The organism is Streptomyces recifensis (assembly GCF_002154615.1).
Classification (GTDB): domain Bacteria; phylum Actinomycetota; class Actinomycetes; order Streptomycetales; family Streptomycetaceae; genus Streptomyces; species Streptomyces griseoluteus.
Genome location: NZ_MUNH01000061.1, coordinates 1 through 20421, shown reverse-complemented (window position 1 = coordinate 20421; position 20421 = coordinate 1). Strand labels below are relative to the sequence as shown.

Annotated in this window: 15 protein-coding genes; 3 read left to right on the top strand and 12 right to left on the bottom strand. The window is 69.4% G+C overall.

Annotated features, from left to right (window positions below; genetic code table 11):
- Positions 1-34: 34 nt before the first annotated feature.
- The 9 genes from CCN33_RS04050 to CCN33_RS04010 form a co-directional block, all read right to left on the bottom strand.
- Entirely contained in the window at positions 35-1720 is a 1686-nt protein-coding gene (locus tag CCN33_RS04050) for a class I adenylate-forming enzyme family protein (RefSeq protein WP_086691164.1), read from the bottom strand.
- A gap of 42 nt (positions 1721-1762) precedes the next feature.
- Complete coding sequence (locus CCN33_RS04045; RefSeq protein ID WP_086691162.1) at positions 1763-3319, bottom strand: long-chain-fatty-acid--CoA ligase; 1557 nt, start codon at positions 3317-3319, stop codon at positions 1763-1765.
- 95 nt (positions 3320-3414) lie between these two features.
- Entirely contained in the window at positions 3415-4671 is a 1257-nt protein-coding gene (locus CCN33_RS04040; RefSeq protein WP_086691160.1) for an aspartate aminotransferase family protein, read from the bottom strand.
- Between the two features lie 17 nt (positions 4672-4688).
- Entirely contained in the window at positions 4689-5804 is a 1116-nt protein-coding gene (locus CCN33_RS04035; RefSeq protein ID WP_086691158.1) for a Zn-dependent alcohol dehydrogenase, read from the bottom strand.
- Positions 5805-5833: 29 nt separating this feature from the next.
- Positions 5834-7192, bottom strand: a complete 1359-nt coding sequence (locus CCN33_RS04030) for an NAD-dependent succinate-semialdehyde dehydrogenase (protein WP_086691156.1) — start codon at positions 7190-7192, stop codon at positions 5834-5836.
- 26 nt (positions 7193-7218) lie between these two features.
- Positions 7219-7923 (bottom strand): transporter, encoded by a 705-nt coding sequence (locus tag CCN33_RS04025; RefSeq protein ID WP_086691154.1) that lies wholly within the window; start codon positions 7921-7923, stop codon positions 7219-7221.
- Positions 7920-9314, bottom strand: a complete 1395-nt coding sequence (locus CCN33_RS04020) for a flavin monoamine oxidase family protein (RefSeq protein WP_086691152.1) — start codon at positions 9312-9314, stop codon at positions 7920-7922. Before CCN33_RS04020 ends, CCN33_RS04025 begins: the two co-directional genes overlap by 4 nt.
- The gene (locus CCN33_RS04015; RefSeq protein ID WP_086691151.1) at positions 9298-10233 is read right to left on the bottom strand and encodes an alpha/beta fold hydrolase; all 936 of its coding nucleotides are present in this window, start codon (positions 10231-10233) and stop codon (positions 9298-9300) included. Before CCN33_RS04015 ends, CCN33_RS04020 begins: the two co-directional genes overlap by 17 nt.
- Complete coding sequence (locus CCN33_RS04010; RefSeq protein WP_086691149.1) at positions 10226-11761, bottom strand: flavin-containing monooxygenase; 1536 nt, start codon at positions 11759-11761, stop codon at positions 10226-10228. Before CCN33_RS04010 ends, CCN33_RS04015 begins: the two co-directional genes overlap by 8 nt.
- Positions 11762-12267: 506 nt before the next feature.
- Between CCN33_RS04010 and CCN33_RS04005 the strand changes: the two genes are divergently transcribed.
- The gene (locus CCN33_RS04005; RefSeq protein WP_086691147.1) at positions 12268-13716 is read left to right on the top strand and encodes an APC family permease; all 1449 of its coding nucleotides are present in this window, start codon (positions 12268-12270) and stop codon (positions 13714-13716) included.
- On the opposite strand, the gene CCN33_RS04000 is transcribed toward CCN33_RS04005, so the two are convergent.
- Positions 13713-14324: a helix-turn-helix domain-containing protein gene (locus CCN33_RS04000; protein ID WP_086691145.1), complete on the bottom strand. Its 612-nt coding sequence runs from the start codon at positions 14322-14324 to the stop codon at positions 13713-13715. The genes CCN33_RS04005 and CCN33_RS04000 overlap by 4 nt on opposite strands.
- A gap of 457 nt (positions 14325-14781) precedes the next feature.
- On the opposite strand from CCN33_RS04000, the gene CCN33_RS03995 reads away from it, so the two are divergent.
- Complete coding sequence (locus CCN33_RS03995; RefSeq protein ID WP_086691143.1) at positions 14782-16017, top strand: PucR family transcriptional regulator; 1236 nt, start codon at positions 14782-14784, stop codon at positions 16015-16017.
- A gap of 438 nt (positions 16018-16455) precedes the next feature.
- Complete coding sequence (locus CCN33_RS31815) at positions 16456-16938, top strand: hypothetical protein (RefSeq protein ID WP_086691141.1); 483 nt, start codon at positions 16456-16458, stop codon at positions 16936-16938.
- 297 nt (positions 16939-17235) lie between these two features.
- On the opposite strand, the gene CCN33_RS03985 is transcribed toward CCN33_RS31815, so the two are convergent.
- Positions 17236-17895 (bottom strand): NADPH-dependent F420 reductase, encoded by a 660-nt coding sequence (locus CCN33_RS03985; RefSeq protein WP_086691139.1) that lies wholly within the window; start codon positions 17893-17895, stop codon positions 17236-17238.
- A 183-nt stretch (positions 17896-18078) separates the two neighbouring features.
- Positions 18079-20100, bottom strand: coding sequence for an N-acetylmuramoyl-L-alanine amidase (locus CCN33_RS03980; RefSeq protein WP_086691137.1), 2022 nt, complete (start codon positions 20098-20100; stop codon positions 18079-18081).
- Positions 20101-20421: the final 321 nt, after the last annotated feature.

Genomic DNA, 20421 nt, shown 5'->3' with positions numbered 1-20421 from the left:
GATGTCCGACGGCACGCCCAGACGCGCTTCTCGCTCATCGATCAGTCCTCTGAGGAGAATTGGGCCCAGGGCCGTCGAGGCCGCGTAGTTCGGCGCGCCGGATCTTGCCGCTCTGTGTCTTGGGCAGGTCGGCGATGAAATGGACCGTGCGGGGGCACTTGTAGGCGGCCAACCGGTCGCGTGAGAACGCGATCAGTTCCTCTGCCGTCGCGTTCCGACCCGCCTTGAGCGAGACGTAGGCGACGACGGTCTCTCCGCGGTACGCGTCCGGCTGCCCGATGACCGCCGCCTCCAGCACCGACGGGTGCTCGTAGAGCGCGTCCTCGACCTCGCGTGGCCAGACCTTGTACCCGGACACGTTGATCTGGTCCTTGAGCCGGTCCACCAGGTAGACCCAGCCCTCCTCGTCGATGACGGCGACGTCACCGGTACGGAGTCGGCCCTGCGGCATGGTGTGACGCGTGACTTCGGGCTTGCCCCAGTACCCGGGCACCACCTGCGGCCCGCTCAGTTCGAGTTCGCCCTGCTCCCCGGTGGGCACCGGGTCGCCGTGCGGGTCCACCACGCGCGCCGTGAGGTGCGGCAGCGGCTTGCCGACGGACAGCGTTCCGCTCGGCCGGTGGACGGGAGCCCTGGCCCCCGGAGGCACCGCGATGACGGCGGACGTCGTCTCGGTCATCCCGTAGCCGTTGTGGAGGTAGACGCCGAACCGCTCCTCGAACCGCTCGACGACGGCCGGCGGGATCGGCGCGCCGCCGGAGAAGAGCGCCTTCGCCGACGCGAAGTGATGCGGACCGGCCTGCGGCAGCTCGAAGATCGCGTTGTAGGCCGTGATGGAGCCGATCGTGTAGGTCACCCCGTGCTCGGCGAACGCCTCCAGAGCGACCTCGGGGTGGAACCGGCCCGCCAGGACGAGAGTGGTGTCGGTGAGCAAGGAGATCGTCGCGTTGACCACCGCGCCGGTGATGTGGAACAGCGGGGCCACGGCGAGCACGACGTCCCCGTCGCTCACACCCATCCAGGACGCGCAGGTCGCCACCACGCTCAGCACGTTGCCGTGGGTGTTCATGGCGCCCTTCGGCGGCCCCGTCGTTCCCGAGGTGTACGTCAGGAACGCGACGTCGTCGCGGGTCAGCTCCACGGGTGAGGGGCCGCGGCCCTCGAACTCGTCGATCAGGGCCACCAGGTCCCCGTCCGGCGCGGGGGCGTGGCGCTCCGTCGTCGCGAAGACCCGCGGATCGTTCCTCGACTGGTAGTCCAGCGCCGAGGTGCTGATCAGCCAGCGCACCGTGCTCCCCGCCAGCGTCCCGAGCGTCTCGTGGACGTCCGTGTCCGCACAGACGACGCCGACCGCCCCGGAGTCCTCGATGATCCGGCGGAGCTCCCGGCGCCGGTACATCGGGTTGAGTCCCAGAGCCGTGGCCCCCAGCTTCCACAGGGCCAACAGCACCAGCGCGTACTGCGGAACGTTCTGCAGGTACACCCCGACGCGATCGCCCCGGCCGGTTCCGCGGGCCTCGAAGGCGGCGGCCAGCGCGTCCGACGCCGCGTCCACTTCCCGCGCGGACAGGGCCCCGTCGAAGAAGCTGAGCGCCCTGCCTTCCGGGTTCCTCGCCACGCGCGCCTTCCAGGCGGCCAGGAGCGAGCCGGGCGCCGCGTCCGTCCCGGTACCGAACCTGTCGAGGAATGTGCCCCGCCTGCGGTCCTCGTCCACTGTCATCTGCCGTCCTTCCCACCCATGTCCGTGCGCCTGCCGTGCCGGTCACGCGAGTTCGCGCTTGAGGATCTTTCCGGTGGACGTCATCGGCAGGGTCGGCACGATCTCCACGATGCGCGGGTACTTGTAGCCGGCCATCTGCTCCTTGCCCCAGGCGATCAGTTCGTCGGGGTGCGCCTCGGCGCCGCGGTCGAGGATGACGAACGCCTTGATCTCCTCGCCGTGGCTCTCGTGCGGCACGCCGACGACCGCGGCCAGGCTGATCGCCGGGTGTGTCATCAGGACCTCCTCGATCTCGCGCGGGTACACGTTGAAGCCGCCGCGGATGATCAGGTCCTTGGCCCGGTCGACGACGTAGTAGAAGCCGTCCTTGTCCCTGCGGGCCAGGTCGCCGGTGCGGAACCAGCCGTCCCTGACGGCTTCGGCGGTGGCCTCGGGGCGGCCGTGGTAGCCCCTCATGACGTTGTGGCCCTTGACCGCGATCTCCCCGATGGCGCTGCCGGTGCCGTCGTCCTCGACCTCCGACCAGTCCGGCTTGACGAGCTTGACCTGCACGCCCCAGACCGGCACGCCGATGGAGCCGGGCCGGGGCTCTCGCGCCGGATCGCTGAAGGTCACCACCGGCGACGTCTCGGAGAGGCCGTAGCCCTCCAGGACCTGGACGCCCAGTCGTGCTCTGACCTGCTTGATGAGCTCCGCGGGGAGCGAGGCGCCGCCGGAGACACCGACGCGCAGGTTCCTCGCGATCCTTTCGACGTCCACATCGTCGGTGAGCACCTGCAGCAGGCCCCACCACATGGTGGGTACGCCCGCGAAGAAGGTGATGTCCTCCTGCCGCATCAGGGACACCGCCTGCCGGGCGTCGAACCGCGGCAGCAGCACCAGGGTGCTCGCCGTCGAGAAGCCGGCGTTCATCTGCACCGTCGCGCCGAAGGAGTGGAACAACGGCAGCACGACCAGGTGGGTGTCCAGGGCGGGCCGGTTCTCCAACAATCGGTTGCACGCGAGGGCGTTGAGAACCAGGTTGGCATGGCTGAGTTCGGCACCCTTCGCCTGTCCCGTCGTACCGCTCGTGTAGAGGAGCACGGCCGGGTCGTCCCCCGACGTCCCGATGCTGCTGAACGCCGTCGCGGTTCCACGCAGCGCGGCGCCCATGGTCTCGACACCCTCGATCGGGCTTTCCGCCGCGGGATCGGCTGTGATGAGGAAGAAGTGTGCGCAGCTCGGTGTCCCGCTGAAACCGGCGTGCCCCTCCGCGCCCATCGGCAGGCCGACGTCACCCTCGAAGCAGAAGTACGCCTTCGCCCCCGAGTCGGCGAGGTGGTAGGCGACCTCCCTGCCCTTGAGCAGGATGTTGAGCGGTACGACGACCGCGCCGGCCTTGAGAATCCCGTAGTAGACGATCGGGAAGTAGGGCACGTTCGGGCAACTGAGCGCGACCTTGTCGCCGGGCCGGATGCCGCGGTCGACCAGGAGATTGGCGACCCGGTTGGCGGCGGCCTCGACCTGGGCGTAGGTGAGACGCGTCGTGCCGAGGACGACGGCGTCCCGGTCCGGGTGCGTGCGGGCGGAGTCCTCGAGCAGGACCGAGAGGTTCAGCATGGTTCTTCCGGGAGGTGGAACCGGGCCAGGCCGCGGAGAAGGAGCACGCGGCCTGGCTCGGGGCGGGTGGGGTTACACGCGGCTGGACGCGGGCGTCACAAGTTCCGCAGCAGCCGGTCGAGGGCCTCGGCCGTTGCCTCGATGTCGGCGGTGGTGTGTGCCGTACTGAGGAAGACCTTGCCGGACGGCATGAACAGGAAGCCTTGACGCAGCATGCCTTCGAGGATCACGCTCCAGAGCCCGCCGGTCCCGTGGAGCCCGGTGGCCTCACCGGCGGGGACGTACTGGAGGAGCGAGCCGACCCGGTTGAAGCGGCCCAGGCCGGCAGCGGAACCGAGAGCGCCGCCGACGAGGGTCTCGAACTCGGACGAGGTCCGTTCGAGCAGCTCGTAGACCGCGGGATCGGCCAGGACACGCATGGTCGCCGCGACGGCCGCCAGTGCGATCGGGTTGGCGTTGAAGGTTCCGGCGTGAACGACACCGGCCGTCACCTGGTCGACCAGGTCGGCCCGGCCGACGACGGCGCTCTGGGTGAAACCGCCGGCCATCGCCTTCCCGAAGACCGACAGGTCGGGCAGCACGCCGTACTTCTCGGCCGCCCCGCCCCGTGCGATCCGGAACCCGGCGATCACCTCGTCGAAGACGAGGACGACGCCGTGCCGGTCGCAGAGGGTTCGCAGCGTCGACAGGAACCGCGGTGCGGGTGCTTCGACGCCGGCGTTGCTCATCACCGGGTCGACGAGCACGGCCGCGATGCCGCGCTCGGCGGACTCGCTCAGCAGGCGCTCGGCCAGATCCACGTCGTTGAAGCGCGCCACGACCAGGTCGTCCAGCACGCTGGCCGACTGCCCCCGTCCGCCGGGGGCGGCGGGACGGTCGCAGTCGTCCTCGGACATCCCGGCGTACACGGTGTCGTGCCAGCCGTGGTAGCTCTTGGCGAACTTGAGGACGCGGCGCCGCCCGGTGGCGGCGCGTGCGAGGCGCAGCGCCACCTGCACCGCTTCGGTCCCCGTGTTGCTCCACAGCAGACGCTCGCCGTGCGGCACGGCCTCCAGGACCGCTTCCGCCGCGAGGTACTCGAGCGGGTGGCCCGTGCCGACGACCTGCATCTTCGTCGCGACCTCGGTCACGGCGGACACCACGCGCGGGTCACCGTGGCCGAGGACGAGCGGGCCCCAGGCCATCACGTAGTCGACGTACCGGTCGCCGTCCAGGTCCCAGACGTACGCGCCCCGCGCCTCCCGCACGAAGAGCGGATGGGGAGGCATCGCGGCGCGCAGGCCGGACCCCACACCCCCGCCGACGCTGCGGCGGGCTCGCTCGAAAGCCGAGCGGGATGATTCCAGGGCCATGAGATCGCCCCTGCCTTTCAGTACGTGATCACCGAGCGGATGCCGATGCCGCGCTTCATCTGGTCGAACGCCTCGTTGATGTCCTGGAGACCGATCGAGCCCGTCACAAGGGAGTCGAGGTCGATGCGGTTGTTCATGTAGTGGTCGATCAGCATCGGAAAGTCGGAATCCGGCTTGCTGGAGCCGTAGTTCGAGCCGATGAGTGACAGTTCCTGATCGGACATGACGAAGGGGTCGATGGAGATCCGCATGCCGTCCGCCACCTGCCCGGCGACCACCGCCGTGCCGCCTCGGGCCAGGACCTCGTAGGCCGACTCGATGGTGCGGGGCAGCCCGATGGCCTCGATGGCGATCTCCACGCCGCGTCCGTCGGTGAGTTGGCGCACCCTGTCGGCGAAATCCTCGCGGGCGTTGTTGATCAAATCGGTCGCACCGAAGACGCGTGCCTGCTCTAGCTTCTCGTCGGAGAGGTCCGCGGCGATGATCTTCCGCGCGCCGGCGAGCCGGGCCCCCTGGATCGCGTTCAGCCCGACGCCTCCGCAGCCGAGGACCACCACGGTGTCGTTCGGCCGCACGCCGGCGGTGTTGACGGCCGCGCCGACGCCGGTCGTGACGGCGCATCCGACCAGAGCCGACTGCGGGAACGGGGCGTCGTCCCGGACGGCGATCGCGGCCGATTCGGGTACGAGTGTGTACTGGCCGAACGTACCGAGGCCCGCGAAGCTGTAGACGTCGCCCTCGTCCGCGGACGTGACGCGGGTACGGCCGTCGAACGACAGGTGGTTCGCCGAGTGCCGGCTGACCATGTCACACAGGACGGGTCTGCCGCTGATGCAGTAGCGGCAGCGGCGGCATGAAGGCGTCCAGGACAGTACGACGTGGTCGCCCTTCTTCAGCGTCGTGACGCCGTCGCCGACACTCTCGACGATCCCGGACCCTTCGTGGCCGAGGATCATCGGCGAAGGCACCTCCCAGTCGCCCACCAGCACGTGCAGGTCGCTGTGGCACACTCCGCTCGCCTTGAGCCGCACGAGCACCTCGCCGGGCGGAGGGGTCGAGGGGAGAGTCACTCGTTCGACGGTCAGTGGTGCGTTCGGCGTCCTGAAGACAGCGGCGTCGAATTCTATGGTCATGGCGGGTTTCCTTCCGCGCGCTGTGGCGATCAGGTCCGAGCGGTGCGGATGAGCTTCTTGTTGGCGAACTCGTCGATTCCGGCCCGGCCCAGCTCACGGCCGAAGCCGGACCGCTTGACCCCGCCGAAGGGCAGTTCCGCGCCTTCGAGGCCGACGCCGTTGATGAAGACCATGCCGGCGTCGATCTTGTCGGCGACGCGCAGCGCCTGCTCCGCGTCCGTCGTGAAGACGTAGGAGCCCAGCCCGTACGGGGTTCCGTTCGCCAGTTCCACGGCCTCGTCCTCGGATCCGACGCGGTAGACGGTCGCGACGGGGCCGAAGAGCTCCTCGGCGGCTGACGGCGAGGCGGGTGAGACGCCCGTCAGAACGCCGGGCGGGAAGTACGCGCCTTCGCGCCGGCCCTTGGAGGTGAAGGTCGCCCCGGCATCGACGGCTCGCCTGACCTGTTCTTCGACGTACTCGGCCGCGGCGACCGAGGAGAGCGGCGCCAGGCCGTCGGTCATGGCGAGCACCTTCTCGGTGAACCGGTGGAGGAAGGCGTCGTAGATGTCCTCGGCGACGATGAAGCGCTTCCCGGCGTTGCACGCCTGCCCGGTGTTCTCGAACCGGGCCTCGACCGCCGCCTGGACCGTGGCGTCGAGGTCGTGGGTCGACAGCACGACGAACGGGTCCGAGCCGCCCAGTTCGAGCACCACCTTCTTGAGGCTGCGCCCGGCCTTCTCGGCGACCGCCGCGCCGGCCGGCTCCGAGCCGGTGAAGGAGACGCCCTGCACCCTGGGGTCCGCGATGGCATGAGCGATCTGCTCGCTGGTGGCGCGGACGTTGACGTAACAGCCCTCAGGAAAGCCCGCGTCCGTGAACAGCTGCTGGAGAGCCGCGGACGACTCCGGGCACTGCGATGCGTGCTTGAGCACGATGGTGTTGCCCAGCGCGAGGTTGGGTGCGGCGAACCGGGCCACCTGGTAGTACGGGTAGTTCCAGGGCATGATCCCCAGCAGCACGCCGACCGGCTGACGACGGACGAAGGCGGTGCCCTCCCCGTCGAGAAGCTCGATCGGCTCGTCGGCGAGGAACTTCTGCGCGTTCTCGGCGTAGTACCGGTAGATCGAGGCGCTGAACTCGACCTCCGCGACGGCCTCGTCCACCGGCTTGCCCATCTCCCGGTGGATTATCTCGGCAAGCTGCCCGCTGCGCTCGCTGTGCAGGGTGGCGACGGTGGTCAGCAACTGGGCACGCTGTTCGACGGAACTCTGCCTTGACCACTGGGCGTAGGCCTTCGCCGCCGCGTCGAGCGCCCCGTCGACGACTTCGTCCGTCGCGGTGGGGTACTCCTTGACCAGCTCGCCGCTGGCCGGGTCCACCACCGCGTACACGTGCCTGTTCGCCATGCTGACTCCTTGTTCGTTGTCGGGATTCATGCGCGGGCTCCGGTCGCGCGGGCCGGGTTCTCGTCCAAGGCCGCGTTGCGGTCGTGCAGCGCGCGGTAGGCGCGGAAGTAGACGAATCCCTGGGTGCCCCACGTCGCGAGCGCGGCGGTGTAGAAGATCGTGCGGTTCTCGTCGTCGAACGGCAGGGGGAAGAAGTCGTAGGTCCACGCGATGGTGGTCCCGGCGGCCGTGACCAGTCCCGTCCAGATCGCCGGCCGCTTCGCGCCCGCGTCCCAGAGCCGCTTGACGAAGTACCCGAGGAAAGCTGTCGTGAGCAGATTGGCGACGACATAGAAAGCGGCGACCGAGAACGCGCCGCTATCGGTGTGGAGATCCGCGCCGTGGAAGGGCCGGAGGACCAGGCCCGCCACGATCGCGACTCCGAATACGCCGATATCGACGCCGAGGCTCGGCTTGTAGCGGTGGGTGACCTTCATCAGGCCCATGATCAGAATGAGCGTGATGCCGACCGACCTGGAGAACGCGTCGAAGAAATACGCCACGTCGTACATGACGCTGCCGCTGTCGGCTCCGGACAGCGACCAGAGAAGGAAGTTGCTGCCCGACGTCGCGACGACCATCCACTCGAGACCGAGGAGGTAGTTGCCGTACCGGCGGATGAAACGCCAACCGTAGAAGTAGCCGGCGAAGATCATCCACACGTCGGCCAGCAGGAACAGCGCGACCTTCACCGGGACACCACCCCTTGGGCGTCGTGGGACAGGAGGGTGACGATGCGTTCGGCGGTGCGCTGGCCCGTCAGAACCGCGCCGTTCATGGTGCCGGCCCATTCGCCGGCGGTCTCGGTGCCGGCCCAGTGGATGCGTCCGTGGGGCTCGGTCAACGCCTTGCCGTAGCTCACGGTCGCGTGCGGGCCGGCGGCAGGGTGGGGGCCGCCCGGGGCGAACGGTTCCGATCCCCAGCGGTGGTCCAGGTAGTCGATCGGGGTGCGGGCCTGCGGACCGTAGAGGTCGACGAGCTGCCGGACGACCAGGTCGCGTCGGGTCCCGGGATCGAAGCCGTCGAAGACGCGGGGGTCGCAGAAGGTCATCAGGACGCCCGGTCCGCTGTGGACGGGTGAAACGTCGAAGGTGATGAACACGGTTCCGGTGTCGGTCACCGCTTCACCGGAGAATCCGTCGGCCCGCCAGAACGGCCTCTCGTAGGCCACGAAGGCCTTACTGAGGACGCCCATGCGCCAGGTTCGGGTGAGTCCCTCGGCCTGCTCGGGCAGAGCGGGTTCGAACTCGAGGGCTGCGCGGTGCTCCGGGGCGGCCGTGACGATCGCGTACCTGGCGTGGATCTCGCCGGAGTCGGTGCGGACGGTGACGCCGTTGTCGTCCTGGGCGATGCGGCGCACCGGTGTCTCCAGCCGCACCCGGTCGCCGAGCCGCTCCGCCACCCGCTTGGCGATCTCCTGGGTGGTTTCGACGAACCGGTCCTGGTTCGCTCCGTCCTCGACGTCCAGCATGTGGTTGAGCCCGCCCGCCGCACAGATGTAGCGCAGGACATGCAGCAGGGAGACGTCTCCCGGGGTGCAGCCCCACTGCACCTTGCTGACGATGGTCATCAGCGCACGGGTACTGGGCAGCGCGTTCTTCCGGTCGAGCCACTCGCCGAACGAGATGGCGTCGAGTCGGCTCGCCCCAGGCGTCTCCCATGGGGCGCTCACGTCGACGGTCGCGACCAGCTTGTTCACCGCCGCCTGCATGCGGGCCATGTCCACCAGGGTCAGCGGGGAGACCTTGGGAATGGTGCCGCTGTACGTGCGACGCCGACCCGCCAACCACAGCACGTTGCGACCCTGGTTGAACTGGCCGGTCGTGGTACACCCGACTCGGCTCGCAAGGTCCCGGATGGCCGTGTGGCGTGGTGCCACCCAGGTTGCTCCGAGGTCGACCTGCACGCCTGCCACCTTGCCGGAGCGCGACCGGCCTCCGACCCGGTCGCGGCCCTCCAGCACCAGCACGGACCGCCCGGTGTCCACCAGCCTCTCGGCAGCGCTCAGGCCCGCGAAGCCGGCACCGACGACCACGACGTCGACCGCGGTGTCGCCAGAACCGGGCTCACGAGATCCGGACATGGTTTCCCCCTTCACCCACGCGGTTCGCGTGCTGCGAGATGTATGTCGTGACAGGGCCGACGAGGGCCTCGGGAAGGTGATGGCCCATACCGGGAATGACCACGTGCTGCGCCGAACGGATCGCCCGGACGGTCGCGGCGCCGCCGCTCGGGTGCACCAGCAGGTCCCGGTCACCGTTGATGACCAGCGTCGGGGCCGTGATCCTGCTCAGCTCGGCCGTCCGGTCTCCGGAGCGCTGGATCGCCTGGATCTGGCGCGCCGTGCCGGCCGCCGGTTCCCCGGCGCTGCGGTCCCATCCACGAGCCCCGATGGCCGCCTCGGCGGCGTCATCGATGGGATGTCCTGTTCCCGCGATGTGCCTGGTGAGCCGCAGGTGAGCACGGACCGCCGCGGTTCGGCTCCGCGCCGGCGGGGCGGCGAGGAGCCGGATCGTCGACAGAGCCGGCTGGCCGACCTTTCGTGCCCCGGTGGTGGAGTAGATCGAGGTCAAGGACAGGACCCGCTCAGGTGCTGTGGCCGCGATCGTCTGCGCGATCATGCCGCCCATCGACCGGCCGACCAGGTGAACCCGCGAAATCCCGAGATGGTCGAGTACGCCGATGGCGTCCTGCGCCATGTCAGCCAGCGCGTACGCGTCGGCACGCGGCCGGGCGGCGATCTGACGCCAGAGCCCGGGAGGGGGAGTGGTGACGAACGTCGACTGGCCCGCGTCGCGGTTGTCGATCGCGACGACCCGGAAGCCGCGGCCGACGAGTGAGCCGACGAACGAGTCGGTCCAGAAGGTGAGGTCCTCGCCCAGTCCGGCGATGAGCAGTATCGCGGGGTCGGTTCTGTCGCCGAAGTCCCGGAAGCAGATCGTCAGCCCGGACGGCAGGGTCGCGTACTGGTCGACGCTCTCGGCGCCGCTCCGCTCAGACACGGGTCGCTCGCCTCCCGCCGGAACGCCGCGCGGCGGACCGGCCGACGCCGAACTCGAGGTTCTCGTCGACCACCGGACCGCGCAGGGCCTTGGCGTCCTCCGGGTAGGACATCGCCATCCGCCAGGGGGCGGACAGCCCCTGCTTCGGCATGAACTTCTCGGCCCGCTTGGCGTATCCGGCCTGAAGGTCCATGACGGGCCTGCGCTTCGTCTCCGACGGCGCGATCGGTACCACCGTGTCGTATCCGTGGGCGTCCATGTGCCGGACCAGATCGATGAAGTAGCGACACATCAGGCTCACCTTGAGCGTCCAGGACGAGGTGGTGTAGCCGATCGCCATCGCCCAGTTCGGGATCCCGCTCAGCAGCATGCCGCGGTAACAGAGCGCGTCGGCGATGTCGATCCGGCGTCCGTCGACCACGATGGGCATTCCGTCGAAGAGCCGCAGGTTCAGCCCCGTCGCGGTGACGATGACGTCGGCCTCCAGCTCCTCGCCCGACGACAGGACGATTCCGCGCCTGCTGAACCTCGCCACGGTGTCGGTGACGACGGAGGTCCGGCCCTCCTTGATCGCGTCGAAGAAGTCGCCGTCCGGTGCGAGGCACAGCCGCTGGTCCCAGGGGGCGTACGGCGGGTTGAAGTGCTTGTCGACGTCGAACCCCTTGGGAAGGCGCTTGATGTTCTCGCGCCGGATCAACGCTCGCCCGGCCTTGGGGAAGGTCCGCAGACCCTTGACCACAGCACGGTCGAACCAGATGTTCTTGAACCGGGTCACGGCGTATCCGCGCTTCTCGCCGAGCAACTTCGTGAGCGCGAGGGCGATCCGGTCGACACGGGGGAGCGCCATGACGTAGGTGGGAGTGCGCTGCAGCATCGTCACGTGCCGGGCGGCGCCTGCCCCGGTGGTCATGGCCGGCGCCAGCGTGATCGCGGTCGCCCCGCTGCCGATGACCACGACCTTCTTCCCGCTGTAGTCGAGATCCTCGGGCCAGTGCTGGGGATGGACGATCTGCCCCTCGAAGTCGTCCTGCCCGGGGAACTCCGGGGAGAATCCCTGGTCGTACCGGTAGTAGCCGGTAGCGGCGAAGACCCACCCCGCGTGGATCGTCTTGGTCCGGGGGTCACCCGTGACCGGGTCCGGCGTCCGAACGGTGAGGGTCCACCTCGAATCCGCCGATGACCACTCCGAGCTGACGACCCGGTGGCGGAGCCTGAGGACGCGGTCCAGCTCGTTCTCCTCGACTGCTTCCCGCAGGTACTCCCTGATGAGGGGAGCGTCGGCGATCGCGGCCTCGTGGCGCCACGGCTTGAAGTCGTAACCGAACGTGTGCAGGTCGGAGTCGGAGCGGATGCCGGGATAGCGGAACAGGTCCCAGGTGCCTCCGATGTTGTCTCGCGCCTCCAGCACGGCGAGCGACTTGTCGGGGAGCTCCCGGCTGAAATAGGCGGCCGCGCCGATCCCGGAGATCCCTGCTCCGATGATCACCACGTCGAACTCCTCGACGGCGTCCAACACCTCAGCTGTCATGGCGGCTCCTCGCTGTTCATCTGGCGGTCACATCACTGTCGCCAGCAACGACCGCGGTGAAAACGACAGTGAGCACCTGCTTCGCCGGGGTCCGGTGCACGATGCACAGCCGGTCGCGCGATTGCGCCCAGACGGTGGTTGACAGCCGGGTGAGACCTGGGGGAGGGAGCGCCCGGGTCCCCAAGGAGCGGAGCCGGCACGGGGGTTGCCGCGTAGGCGGCCACGCCGAGCCATTGCCGTGCCCTGGGCGGACGTGATAGAGGTTTGCCGCCGCAGTTTAGTAGCACTAAACGCCTGGTCGGAGTCGCGCCTGTTCAGGCGCTCGTGCACGTGAGGGGCGTGCGCGGTCGCGGCCGAGGAGGCGCAGGCGAGCAGCACGGGGCGCGCTGGGGAGACCTGCCGCCGGGCGACGGCGCCGGTTCGCTTCGTCGGGTCGTACCGCCTCCCGCCCCATTCATCCAGCCATGACGAGCCGGCATCGGCCCGTGAGCTGAAAGGTGGTCGACATGACCGGCCTCTCCAAGACAGGGCAAGGCGAAGCACTTGACGGTGAAGGAGGATCGGGCAACCCGCTCAACCGTGGGCTTGGCGTATCGCAGATCGTGTTCATGGTCGCCGCAGCGGCGGCGCCGCTCGGGTTGGTGATCGGCGGTGTGCCGCTCGCCTTCGCCGTGAGCGGCAGTCCGGGGATGCCACTGTTCTTCGCGCTCTCCACCGTGATGCTGCTGATCTTCGCTGTCGGCTTCACGCTGATGGCCGGGCGGGTGCGCAACGCGGGCGCCTTCTACGCATACGTTCAGGCGGGGCTCGGCCGGATACCCGGCCTTTCGGCCGCGACCCTTGCGCTCTTCTCCTACGCTCTGCTCCTCGTCGGGGTGAACGCGTATGTCGGTGTCGCGACGAGTAACGTCGTCGAGCGGTACGCCGACATCGGCTCCCCGTGGTGGTCGTGGGCATTGGTCTCCCTGGGCGTCATCGCTTTCCTCGGCTATCGCGATATCGAGCTGAGTGCCAAGGTGCTCAGTGCCGTGCTGGTGCTGGAGTCCCTGCTGCTCCTGGTCATGGACGTCGGCATCGTGGGCCACGGTGGTGTCGACGGGCTTACGGCCGAGCCGTTGTCGCCTTCGATGGTGGGGAACGGCTCTTCGGGCCTCGGCATGATGTTCGCCATCTTCGGGTTCATCGGCTTCGAGGCGACCGCTGTGTTCCGCAACGAGGCGAAGGACCCCGACGTCACGGTCCCGCGGGCCACATACGCCGCGATCCTCATGATCGGGATCTTCTACTCGTTCACCGTGTGGGCGATCGTGGTGGGTGTGGGAGTGGACGCGGTGGCCGGCGCCGCGAAGTCCGACCCCCAGGGCTTGGTTCTCACTCTGGCCCGGAGCTATGTCGGGTCGGTCTGGGCCGACGTGATGCAGGTACTCCTGATCTCCAGTCAGTTCGCTTGCGTGCTGGCCTTTCACAACGTCGTGACGCGCTACCAGTTCGTGCTGTCCCGTGCCGGCGTCCTTCCGGCGTCGCTGGGGGTCACGCACCCCCGGCACCGCGCGCCGTCGGGTTCCTCGGCCGTCGCCTCGGTGGTCGCGTTGGTCATCACGCTCGTCGTCGCCGCGCTCGGCCTCGACCCGATCGGGGATCTCTACGCCTGGTTCTCCGGCGCCGCCACCCTCGGCATCGTCCTGCTGATGGCAGCCACCAGCCTCGCGGTGATCGGCTTCTTCCGGCGAGCCGATGAGCGGAAGTCGGTGTGGAGCACGGTCGTGGCCCCGGCCGTGGCCTTCCTCGGTCTCGCCTGTGTCGTCTGCCTGATGGTCGTCAACTTCCCCCTGCTCGTCGGCACTGTCGAGGGCGCCTGGGTGATCGGGGGCCTCGTCGCCCTCTCGGCCGCGGCCGGGGCGGTGCAGGCCCTCATCCTGCGGGCGCGCCGACCGGCCGTCTTCGAGCAGCTCTAGGATGCTCCGCGCGGGACACGGAGCAGGGGAGGCGACAGGACCCACAGGACCTCGCTCACCGTCGTGCCCGGATTGTCGAACTGGTGCAACGTCCGACCGGAGAACGAGGTGGACACTCCTGGTGACAGCATCCGGGTCTCGCCCCCGACGACCAGCCGGGTCGAGCCGCTCAGCCCCATCGCGAAGATCGTGGCGGTGTCGAGCCGATAGGGGCCGCCGGTACCCCCGCCCGGTTCGATCACGGAACGGAAGACCTGGAACGCCGTGGTGTCGGCGGGCGTGAGGAGGTACTCGGCTACGCCCTCCCCGCCCATGTCGATCCGGCTTCCGCCCTCCACGACCTGCTCGTCCGGGTAAGCGAACAACTCTCCGACCCCGATCTGCAGCACATCGCAGACGCGCAGCAACGTCGGGACGGACACGTTGGTCAGCCCGCGCTCCAACTGGCTCAAAAAGCCTTTGGTGACCCCTGCCCGGAGCGCGGCCTCCGTCAACGACAACCCGCGGCTGAGCCTGATCTTCCTCAGCTGCGCGCCTGCGGGCGCTTCGAGGGCAGTAGAGCCCTTGGCCGCTTTGCCCGCTTTCCCGCCGTCGTCCATGGACGCCATGTGCTCACCGCCCGTCCCGAGTCCGAGGTCGAGGTCGTGTGTCCGTCGGGTGACAGGCCGACCCGGAGGAGCCCTCTCCGTGGCAAGAGGCTAAGGCATGCGAGTGATGCGCACCTGGTGCGGCCCTCATGAGGCGCAACGGTGCCGAGCCCCTTGCGGCCCTACCGCCAGCGTGATAGACCTGCCGCCGTTTAGTGCGGCTAAACAGCTCGACCTTGTGGAGGTGGCGTTGGCCGGCCGTGCCGCTCCGCGCACGAGCGAAGTCAGGGTTCGCGTTTGCGGCGGGCGGCTTCAGATGCATCAGCGCACCGAGTGCAGGGCCGTCTCGGGGTCGGCAGTCCCCACCGCACGTGAGGGCAGCCTGGCGCATGTCGCTGTCGTCGGCGGGCCTTTCAGCTGTTTGTGACACGGTATGCCGGGAGCGTCTGCTCCTCGTGATCAGGGAGAAACTGGAGACATGGACGAGCTGTGGCCCACGCCCTCCTCTGAGGTCGCCGATGCGATCAGGTCACTGTGTCAACGCCTGCTCACGGAAACGGACGCCCTGGTCGACGCCTTTGCGAGGCCTTCTCTCCTCGCCCAGAACGATCCAGCCCTCCTCGCCGACGCATCGCTGGTCGAGGAGGACCGCGAGCTCAACCGCTCCGATCTCGTCCAATGGCTGACCGCGAACGTGCAGCAACCGGGGCGGCGGGTGGAGCCCTACGTCGGCCCGCGGACCACGGCGTACATCAACGATCTTGTCTCTCGAGGCATCGCGCCGGACTTCGCCGTTGCCTGGCGCGTGGCACTGGGGATCGGCTGGCGGCGATGGCTGGAGGAGTGCGTGGCGGACTGCGCCGGTCCCGACCTGCTCGTAGGGGTCCTGGACGTGACGGCGAAGTCGTTGGTGCAATACGCCCTCGACTCGGTCGCGGCCCTGCGCCAAGCCGGTCTGGCCGCAGCGATGGGCCATACGGATGCCGAGGGGATCGCGCTGATCCAGCTGATCGCCAACGGGGCACCGATGGCGGAGGACCTTGCCGAAGGGCGCCTGCGCTACCGGATGGCGCGGTGGCACGTGGGTCTCGTGGTGTGGATCGATGATCCTCAGGAGGCGGATGCCCTGGACAAGACGGTCTCCGCCGTGCGGTCGGCCGCCGGGGGCGGGAGCGCCCTGGTGGCGCGTGCCAGCGGTACGTCGCGGTGGCTCTGGCTTTCGGGAGAGGCCGTCCCGGACTTCCACCAGGTGGAGAAGGCCCTCGCGACGGCCGACAAGGTCCGCGCGGCGGTCGGACGGCCGGGGCGCGGACTCGACGGGTTCCGGTCCAGCCATCAGGACGCGCTCGCTGCTCAGGCGCTGGTGATCCGGCTCGGGTCCGACCGGCGCTTCACCGCCTACGCCGATGTCGAGCTGATCGACGCGCTCACGAAGGAGCGTGCCGGCGCACGTCGGTTCGTCATCAACACTCTCGGGCCGTTGGCCGAAGCTGACACAGCCCTACGACAGGCACTCCTCACTTACGTGCAGTGCGGCTTCAACACCACTCGAGCGGCAGCCAACCTCTACGCGCATCGGAACACCGTCGAGCGGCGGGTCTCGCGCGCCAATGAACTTTCGGCCGTCAAAGTGGAGGACAACCCGGCCCATGTGGCGGCGGCACTGCTCGTCCTGGACATCGCACCCGACATCGTGGCGATCAGTCCGGGCTGAGGGCTCTCTCCCGAGAGTCACTGAGGCGGTTGGGCTTTGGCCCTCCCGGACGCGGGCGAACGCGCGTTTGTGGATGGTGCGGAGGCCGTCCTGAGGGACGGAAGCGGGATGCCGGTGCGCGAGCCCGGCCACGGCCCGTAGGCCGCCCGCTCGACGTGCTGGTGCATGCCGCCGTCTTCCTGCACGAGGCGTGTCCGCGGCTCAACGAGCTGTTGGGAGAGCGAGTGCCGACGGGTGTGCGGTCACCTGGACGCCGTGGACCGCTTCTGTCCGTGTCGAGCGACACATTCATACGACATTGTCGAGTGACAATGTCGCGTGCTTGTATTGGTGCAACCGGTGCAGAAGGGACGACGCCACTGCATCGGCCGCGTAGCGCATCAGTGAGCTGAGCGCCCGTTTGGACGGGCGGACTGCTCTGAGCCAAAGGAGAAACCCGTGAACAACCTCGCGAAGCGCATGTGTGTCGCCGTCGCCTCCCTGGCGGTCGCAGGCGGAGCCGTACTCGGCGCCGGAGGCGCTGCTTCGGCTGCCACGCCGCTGTCCGGGCACGTCAAGAGCCCGTCCGTCAGTGTCGTAGTCAGCGACCCTCACCGCACTGGTGCCGACGACCGCGGCGCGATCCGCGGCGACGACCGCCGCTTCGGCCGCGACCACGACCACGGCCGGACCCGTGACGGCCACCACCACTCCGGCCGCGGCCACGAGGACTGCGGGGTACGCGGCCACGAGCACCGCCGGGACAGTGGCCACGACCACCGCGGAAACCGCGACCAGCGCCACCACGGGGACCGCCGCGACGACTACCGGTGGGACCATGGCGTCAGCTACCTGTGGGACCGTACCCACGGCTGGCGTCATGGCGGGGACCGTGACCAGGCCGGCCACTACGAGTACGACCGGTGCCGCGTCGGCCTCTGATCAAGGTCGCTTTCGTGGTCGACGCTCCGGTGCCGAGCAGGGCCGCTGGAACTACAGCTCCACCGGCAACACTCGCTCCGAACACGCGGGTTCCCCCGCACCGGTACAACTGGTGCGGGGGACAGGCATTTAGGCAGGTCCTCGCCGCCGCATCGGCTCCGGCCGGCAGGCCCTGTTTGTCCTGGCTCACCTGCGCCGCGGCGACACCTGCACAGAAGCCGTCGCCGAACTGCCGCGAGACCGGATACGGGTGCTGGGTCCCGGTCGAAGCACCGCTAGGCGGGTGCAGGCACTTCCTCAGGCCCGGAAGTCCGCCGGCCGTTCCGGGGACGCTTCGGCGAGGGCCTTGTGGACCGCCTCCACGCCTGCCTGCAGGCCGTAGACCGGGGTGCCCGGCTGCTGGCGCCAGGAGTCGGTGATGCCGCCGGCGTCGACCGTGTCGAAGCCCAGTTCCTCGATCAGGGCCCGGACGGTCCGCTTGGCCGCCTCGTCGTCGCCGGCTACCGGGAGGGCGAGGCGGTCCGGGTCGCCGGCCGGGCGCGGGCGGTCCAGGATGTCCTGGGCGTAGGTGCCGTTGAACGCCTTGATCACCGGATGGCCGAGGTGCCGCTCGGTCCAGCGGCTCTCGGTGAGGCCCTCGTCCTCGATGTCCGCGATCCGGCCGTCCCGCTGCGGGTAGTAGTTGCCGGTGTCGATCACTGCGGCGCCCTCGGCCGCGCCGTCCAGCAGGCCGTCGGGCAGCAGCGGGACCGCCTTCAGCGGGACGGTGACGACCACGACCTGGGCGCCCTCGGCCGCGTCCTCTGCCCGGACCGGGGTCGCGCCGGTCTCCTCGGCCAGTTCGCGGAGCGTCTCCGGGCCGCGGGAGTTGGCGACGGCGACGTCGTGCCCGAGGGCGGTGAGCCGCCGGGTGAGGTTGCCGCCGATGTTCCCCGCGCCAATGATGCCGATCTTCATGGCTGACCCTCCGAATTTCCATGCGCGTGCATGCGTCCGTCACCGGGGTCAACCTCACGGGGCCGGGCCCTATTCCGGCCGCCCATGCGGACCTCGTGAACGTCGGTGACCGCGGCCGGGCGCGGGCACCGCCACTCGCACGCGACACGGGCGATCCCACCCGACCACCGCAGGGTGCCGGCTCTACGCGGTGGCACGTACCACGTCCACGTCGTCCGCCCGGACATATGCCAGCCGGTGGCCGAACTGGATCTCGTAGTACAGGGCTTGTCCCTTCACGAATCGGCCGGGCGAGGCGCTGTCGACGTCCGAGGGCTCGAAGTGCTCGCCCCTGACGGTGCCCTGGGTCGCGTACCGCTGGCCCGCGAGGAACTTGTAAGGGAGTGGTGAGTCGGGGTGCACGGCGATGCCGTCGGGGTACGCCGAATCCTCGGGGTTGGCGCGTCCGTACACGGGGATGTCGGGCAGTCCGGGTTTGGGCGTGACCATCCGGCCGACGCTGCCGACCGCTGTGGGGTGCGCCGACGGGTTCCTGAACCACGCCTTCTGGCCCAGGTACCAGATGGCCGTCCAGTCGCCGCGGCGCTGGGCGACCGCGTATGTCTGCCCCGTGGAGACGCGCGACGTCATGTCGTGGACGCCGATCGTGGAGTCCTCGCCGTCAGGACGCTTGCCCACGTCCTGCACCAGTGGGGCACTCTCACTCGGCTCGGTGTACAGACGCACGGCGCTTGATCCGTGCGGGGCGCAGAGCTCGGCCTCCCCTGTGCACCCCGTGTATTTCGGCCTGTTCGTTGCGAAGTCGGGAAGAACGGTCACCAGTTCGCTGTCGTGGCCGGCCGTCGCGCGCAGGGGTGCGCCCAGGAGGTCGAAGTAGTGCCGCCAGTCCCAATAGGGGCCGGGGTCCTCGTGCATGGCGGGGATGCTGGCGGTCGTGGGGCCGGGTACCTCCTCGTGGCCGATGATGTGCTGCCGGTCCAGCGGAATGGCGTACTTCTTGGCGAGGTACGACACCAGGCGGGCCGACGACTGGTACATCTGCTCCGTGTACCAGGTGTCCGGCTGGGCGAGGAACCCTTCGTGCTCGACGCCGACCGAGCGGGCGTTGACGTCTTGGTTTCCGGAGTGCCAGGCGATGTCCTTGGTCCTGACGTGCTGCGTCACCCGACCGTCCCGGGAGCTGATCGTGTAGTGCCAAGACGCCTCGGACGGCGTCTGCACCGTCTGGAACATGGTGTTCTGGGTGTCCTCCGTGTCGTGGATGACGACGTAGTCGATCTTCTGATCCTTGGGACGGTCGGCCACGTCATGGTTGCCGTACCGATCGTCGCCGTACAACACGCGCGGGGCCGGAAGCCAACCGCACGCGAGGGTCGCCGGACACTCGACCCCGGTGCCGGCAGGGCTCTTGGCATTGGCGTCGGGGCTGTTCCCGGGCCCCGACGCTTCCTGCGGCGGCGGTACGGCCTCCCTCTGCGTGGCGCCCGGTCGCACTCCGGGGCTCGCCGCGAGGGTCACCCGCTGCCCCGTGTCCGTGGTGCGCTGCGCACCCTTACGGATCACCTGGAACACGTTGTCGGCATACGTCGCCGCTGCCACGCTGTCGGTCGACCCGGAGAAGCGCGCCACCGCTCCCCACCATTCGGCCGGATTCGCACCGAGCGGCCTGCCCAGCTCTCGCTGCGTCGCCGCCAGGAGCGCGGCGCCGCCGCGTATGTTCTCGGCGGCGTCCGTACGCAGCCTGACCGAAGGAACACGCAGAAGTCCGGCAGCTCGCTCCAGCGTCGCCAACTGGTTGAAGGAACCTTTCTTCCCCAGAGGTGCGCCCTGCGCGGCCGGTGGGTCCGCCGACGACGCCGACCGCCCTGGCGCGGCGCGGTCCACCGCGCCGCCCGGTGCTCCGGCCAGGGCCGCGTGCACGTCGGTGAGGTGCATCGGCCCGTATCCGCCGATGACGCTCGGAGCGCCCGCGTGCGCGTCCCAGCGGGACTCCATGTACGACACGCCGAGGAGCACGCTCCGCGGCACCCGGAACTCGGCGGCTGCGTCGGAAAAGGCCCGCTGCAGCCGGATCCCGGATTCCCGGTCGTGCGGACCGCCCACCGGCCAACTGCCCAGCAGAGGCGTTATCAGCGCAGCCGCCGCTATCACGCAGGCCGTCCGGTACAGATGTCTCACGGTGCGGGGAATGGCAGACCTTCCCATGCGGGACCTCCTGTAGGAGCCGGGGGCGATGCGGGCGCGACGAAGGACCCGCGGGCAGCACGAGATCCGCGGCAGGCTGCTCCCCGTACATCCGCCCAACAGCGTCGGGACAAGGGAACGTGTGCCGGCAACGGCCGCTCCTCCACGTTCTCCCGGCTCCCGCGCGTCGGCTTGCCAAGCGTCACTGGCGCGGCCTAGTCGTGCGCTCGGAGCCACCCGGTCGGCGGCCCGGCGCCCGCTGCTGCCGAACGAACGCGATGGTGCCGGACGCGGCCCGGCCCGGCCTGGAGTCGGGAGTCGGCGGCCGCGTCGTGCGGGCCA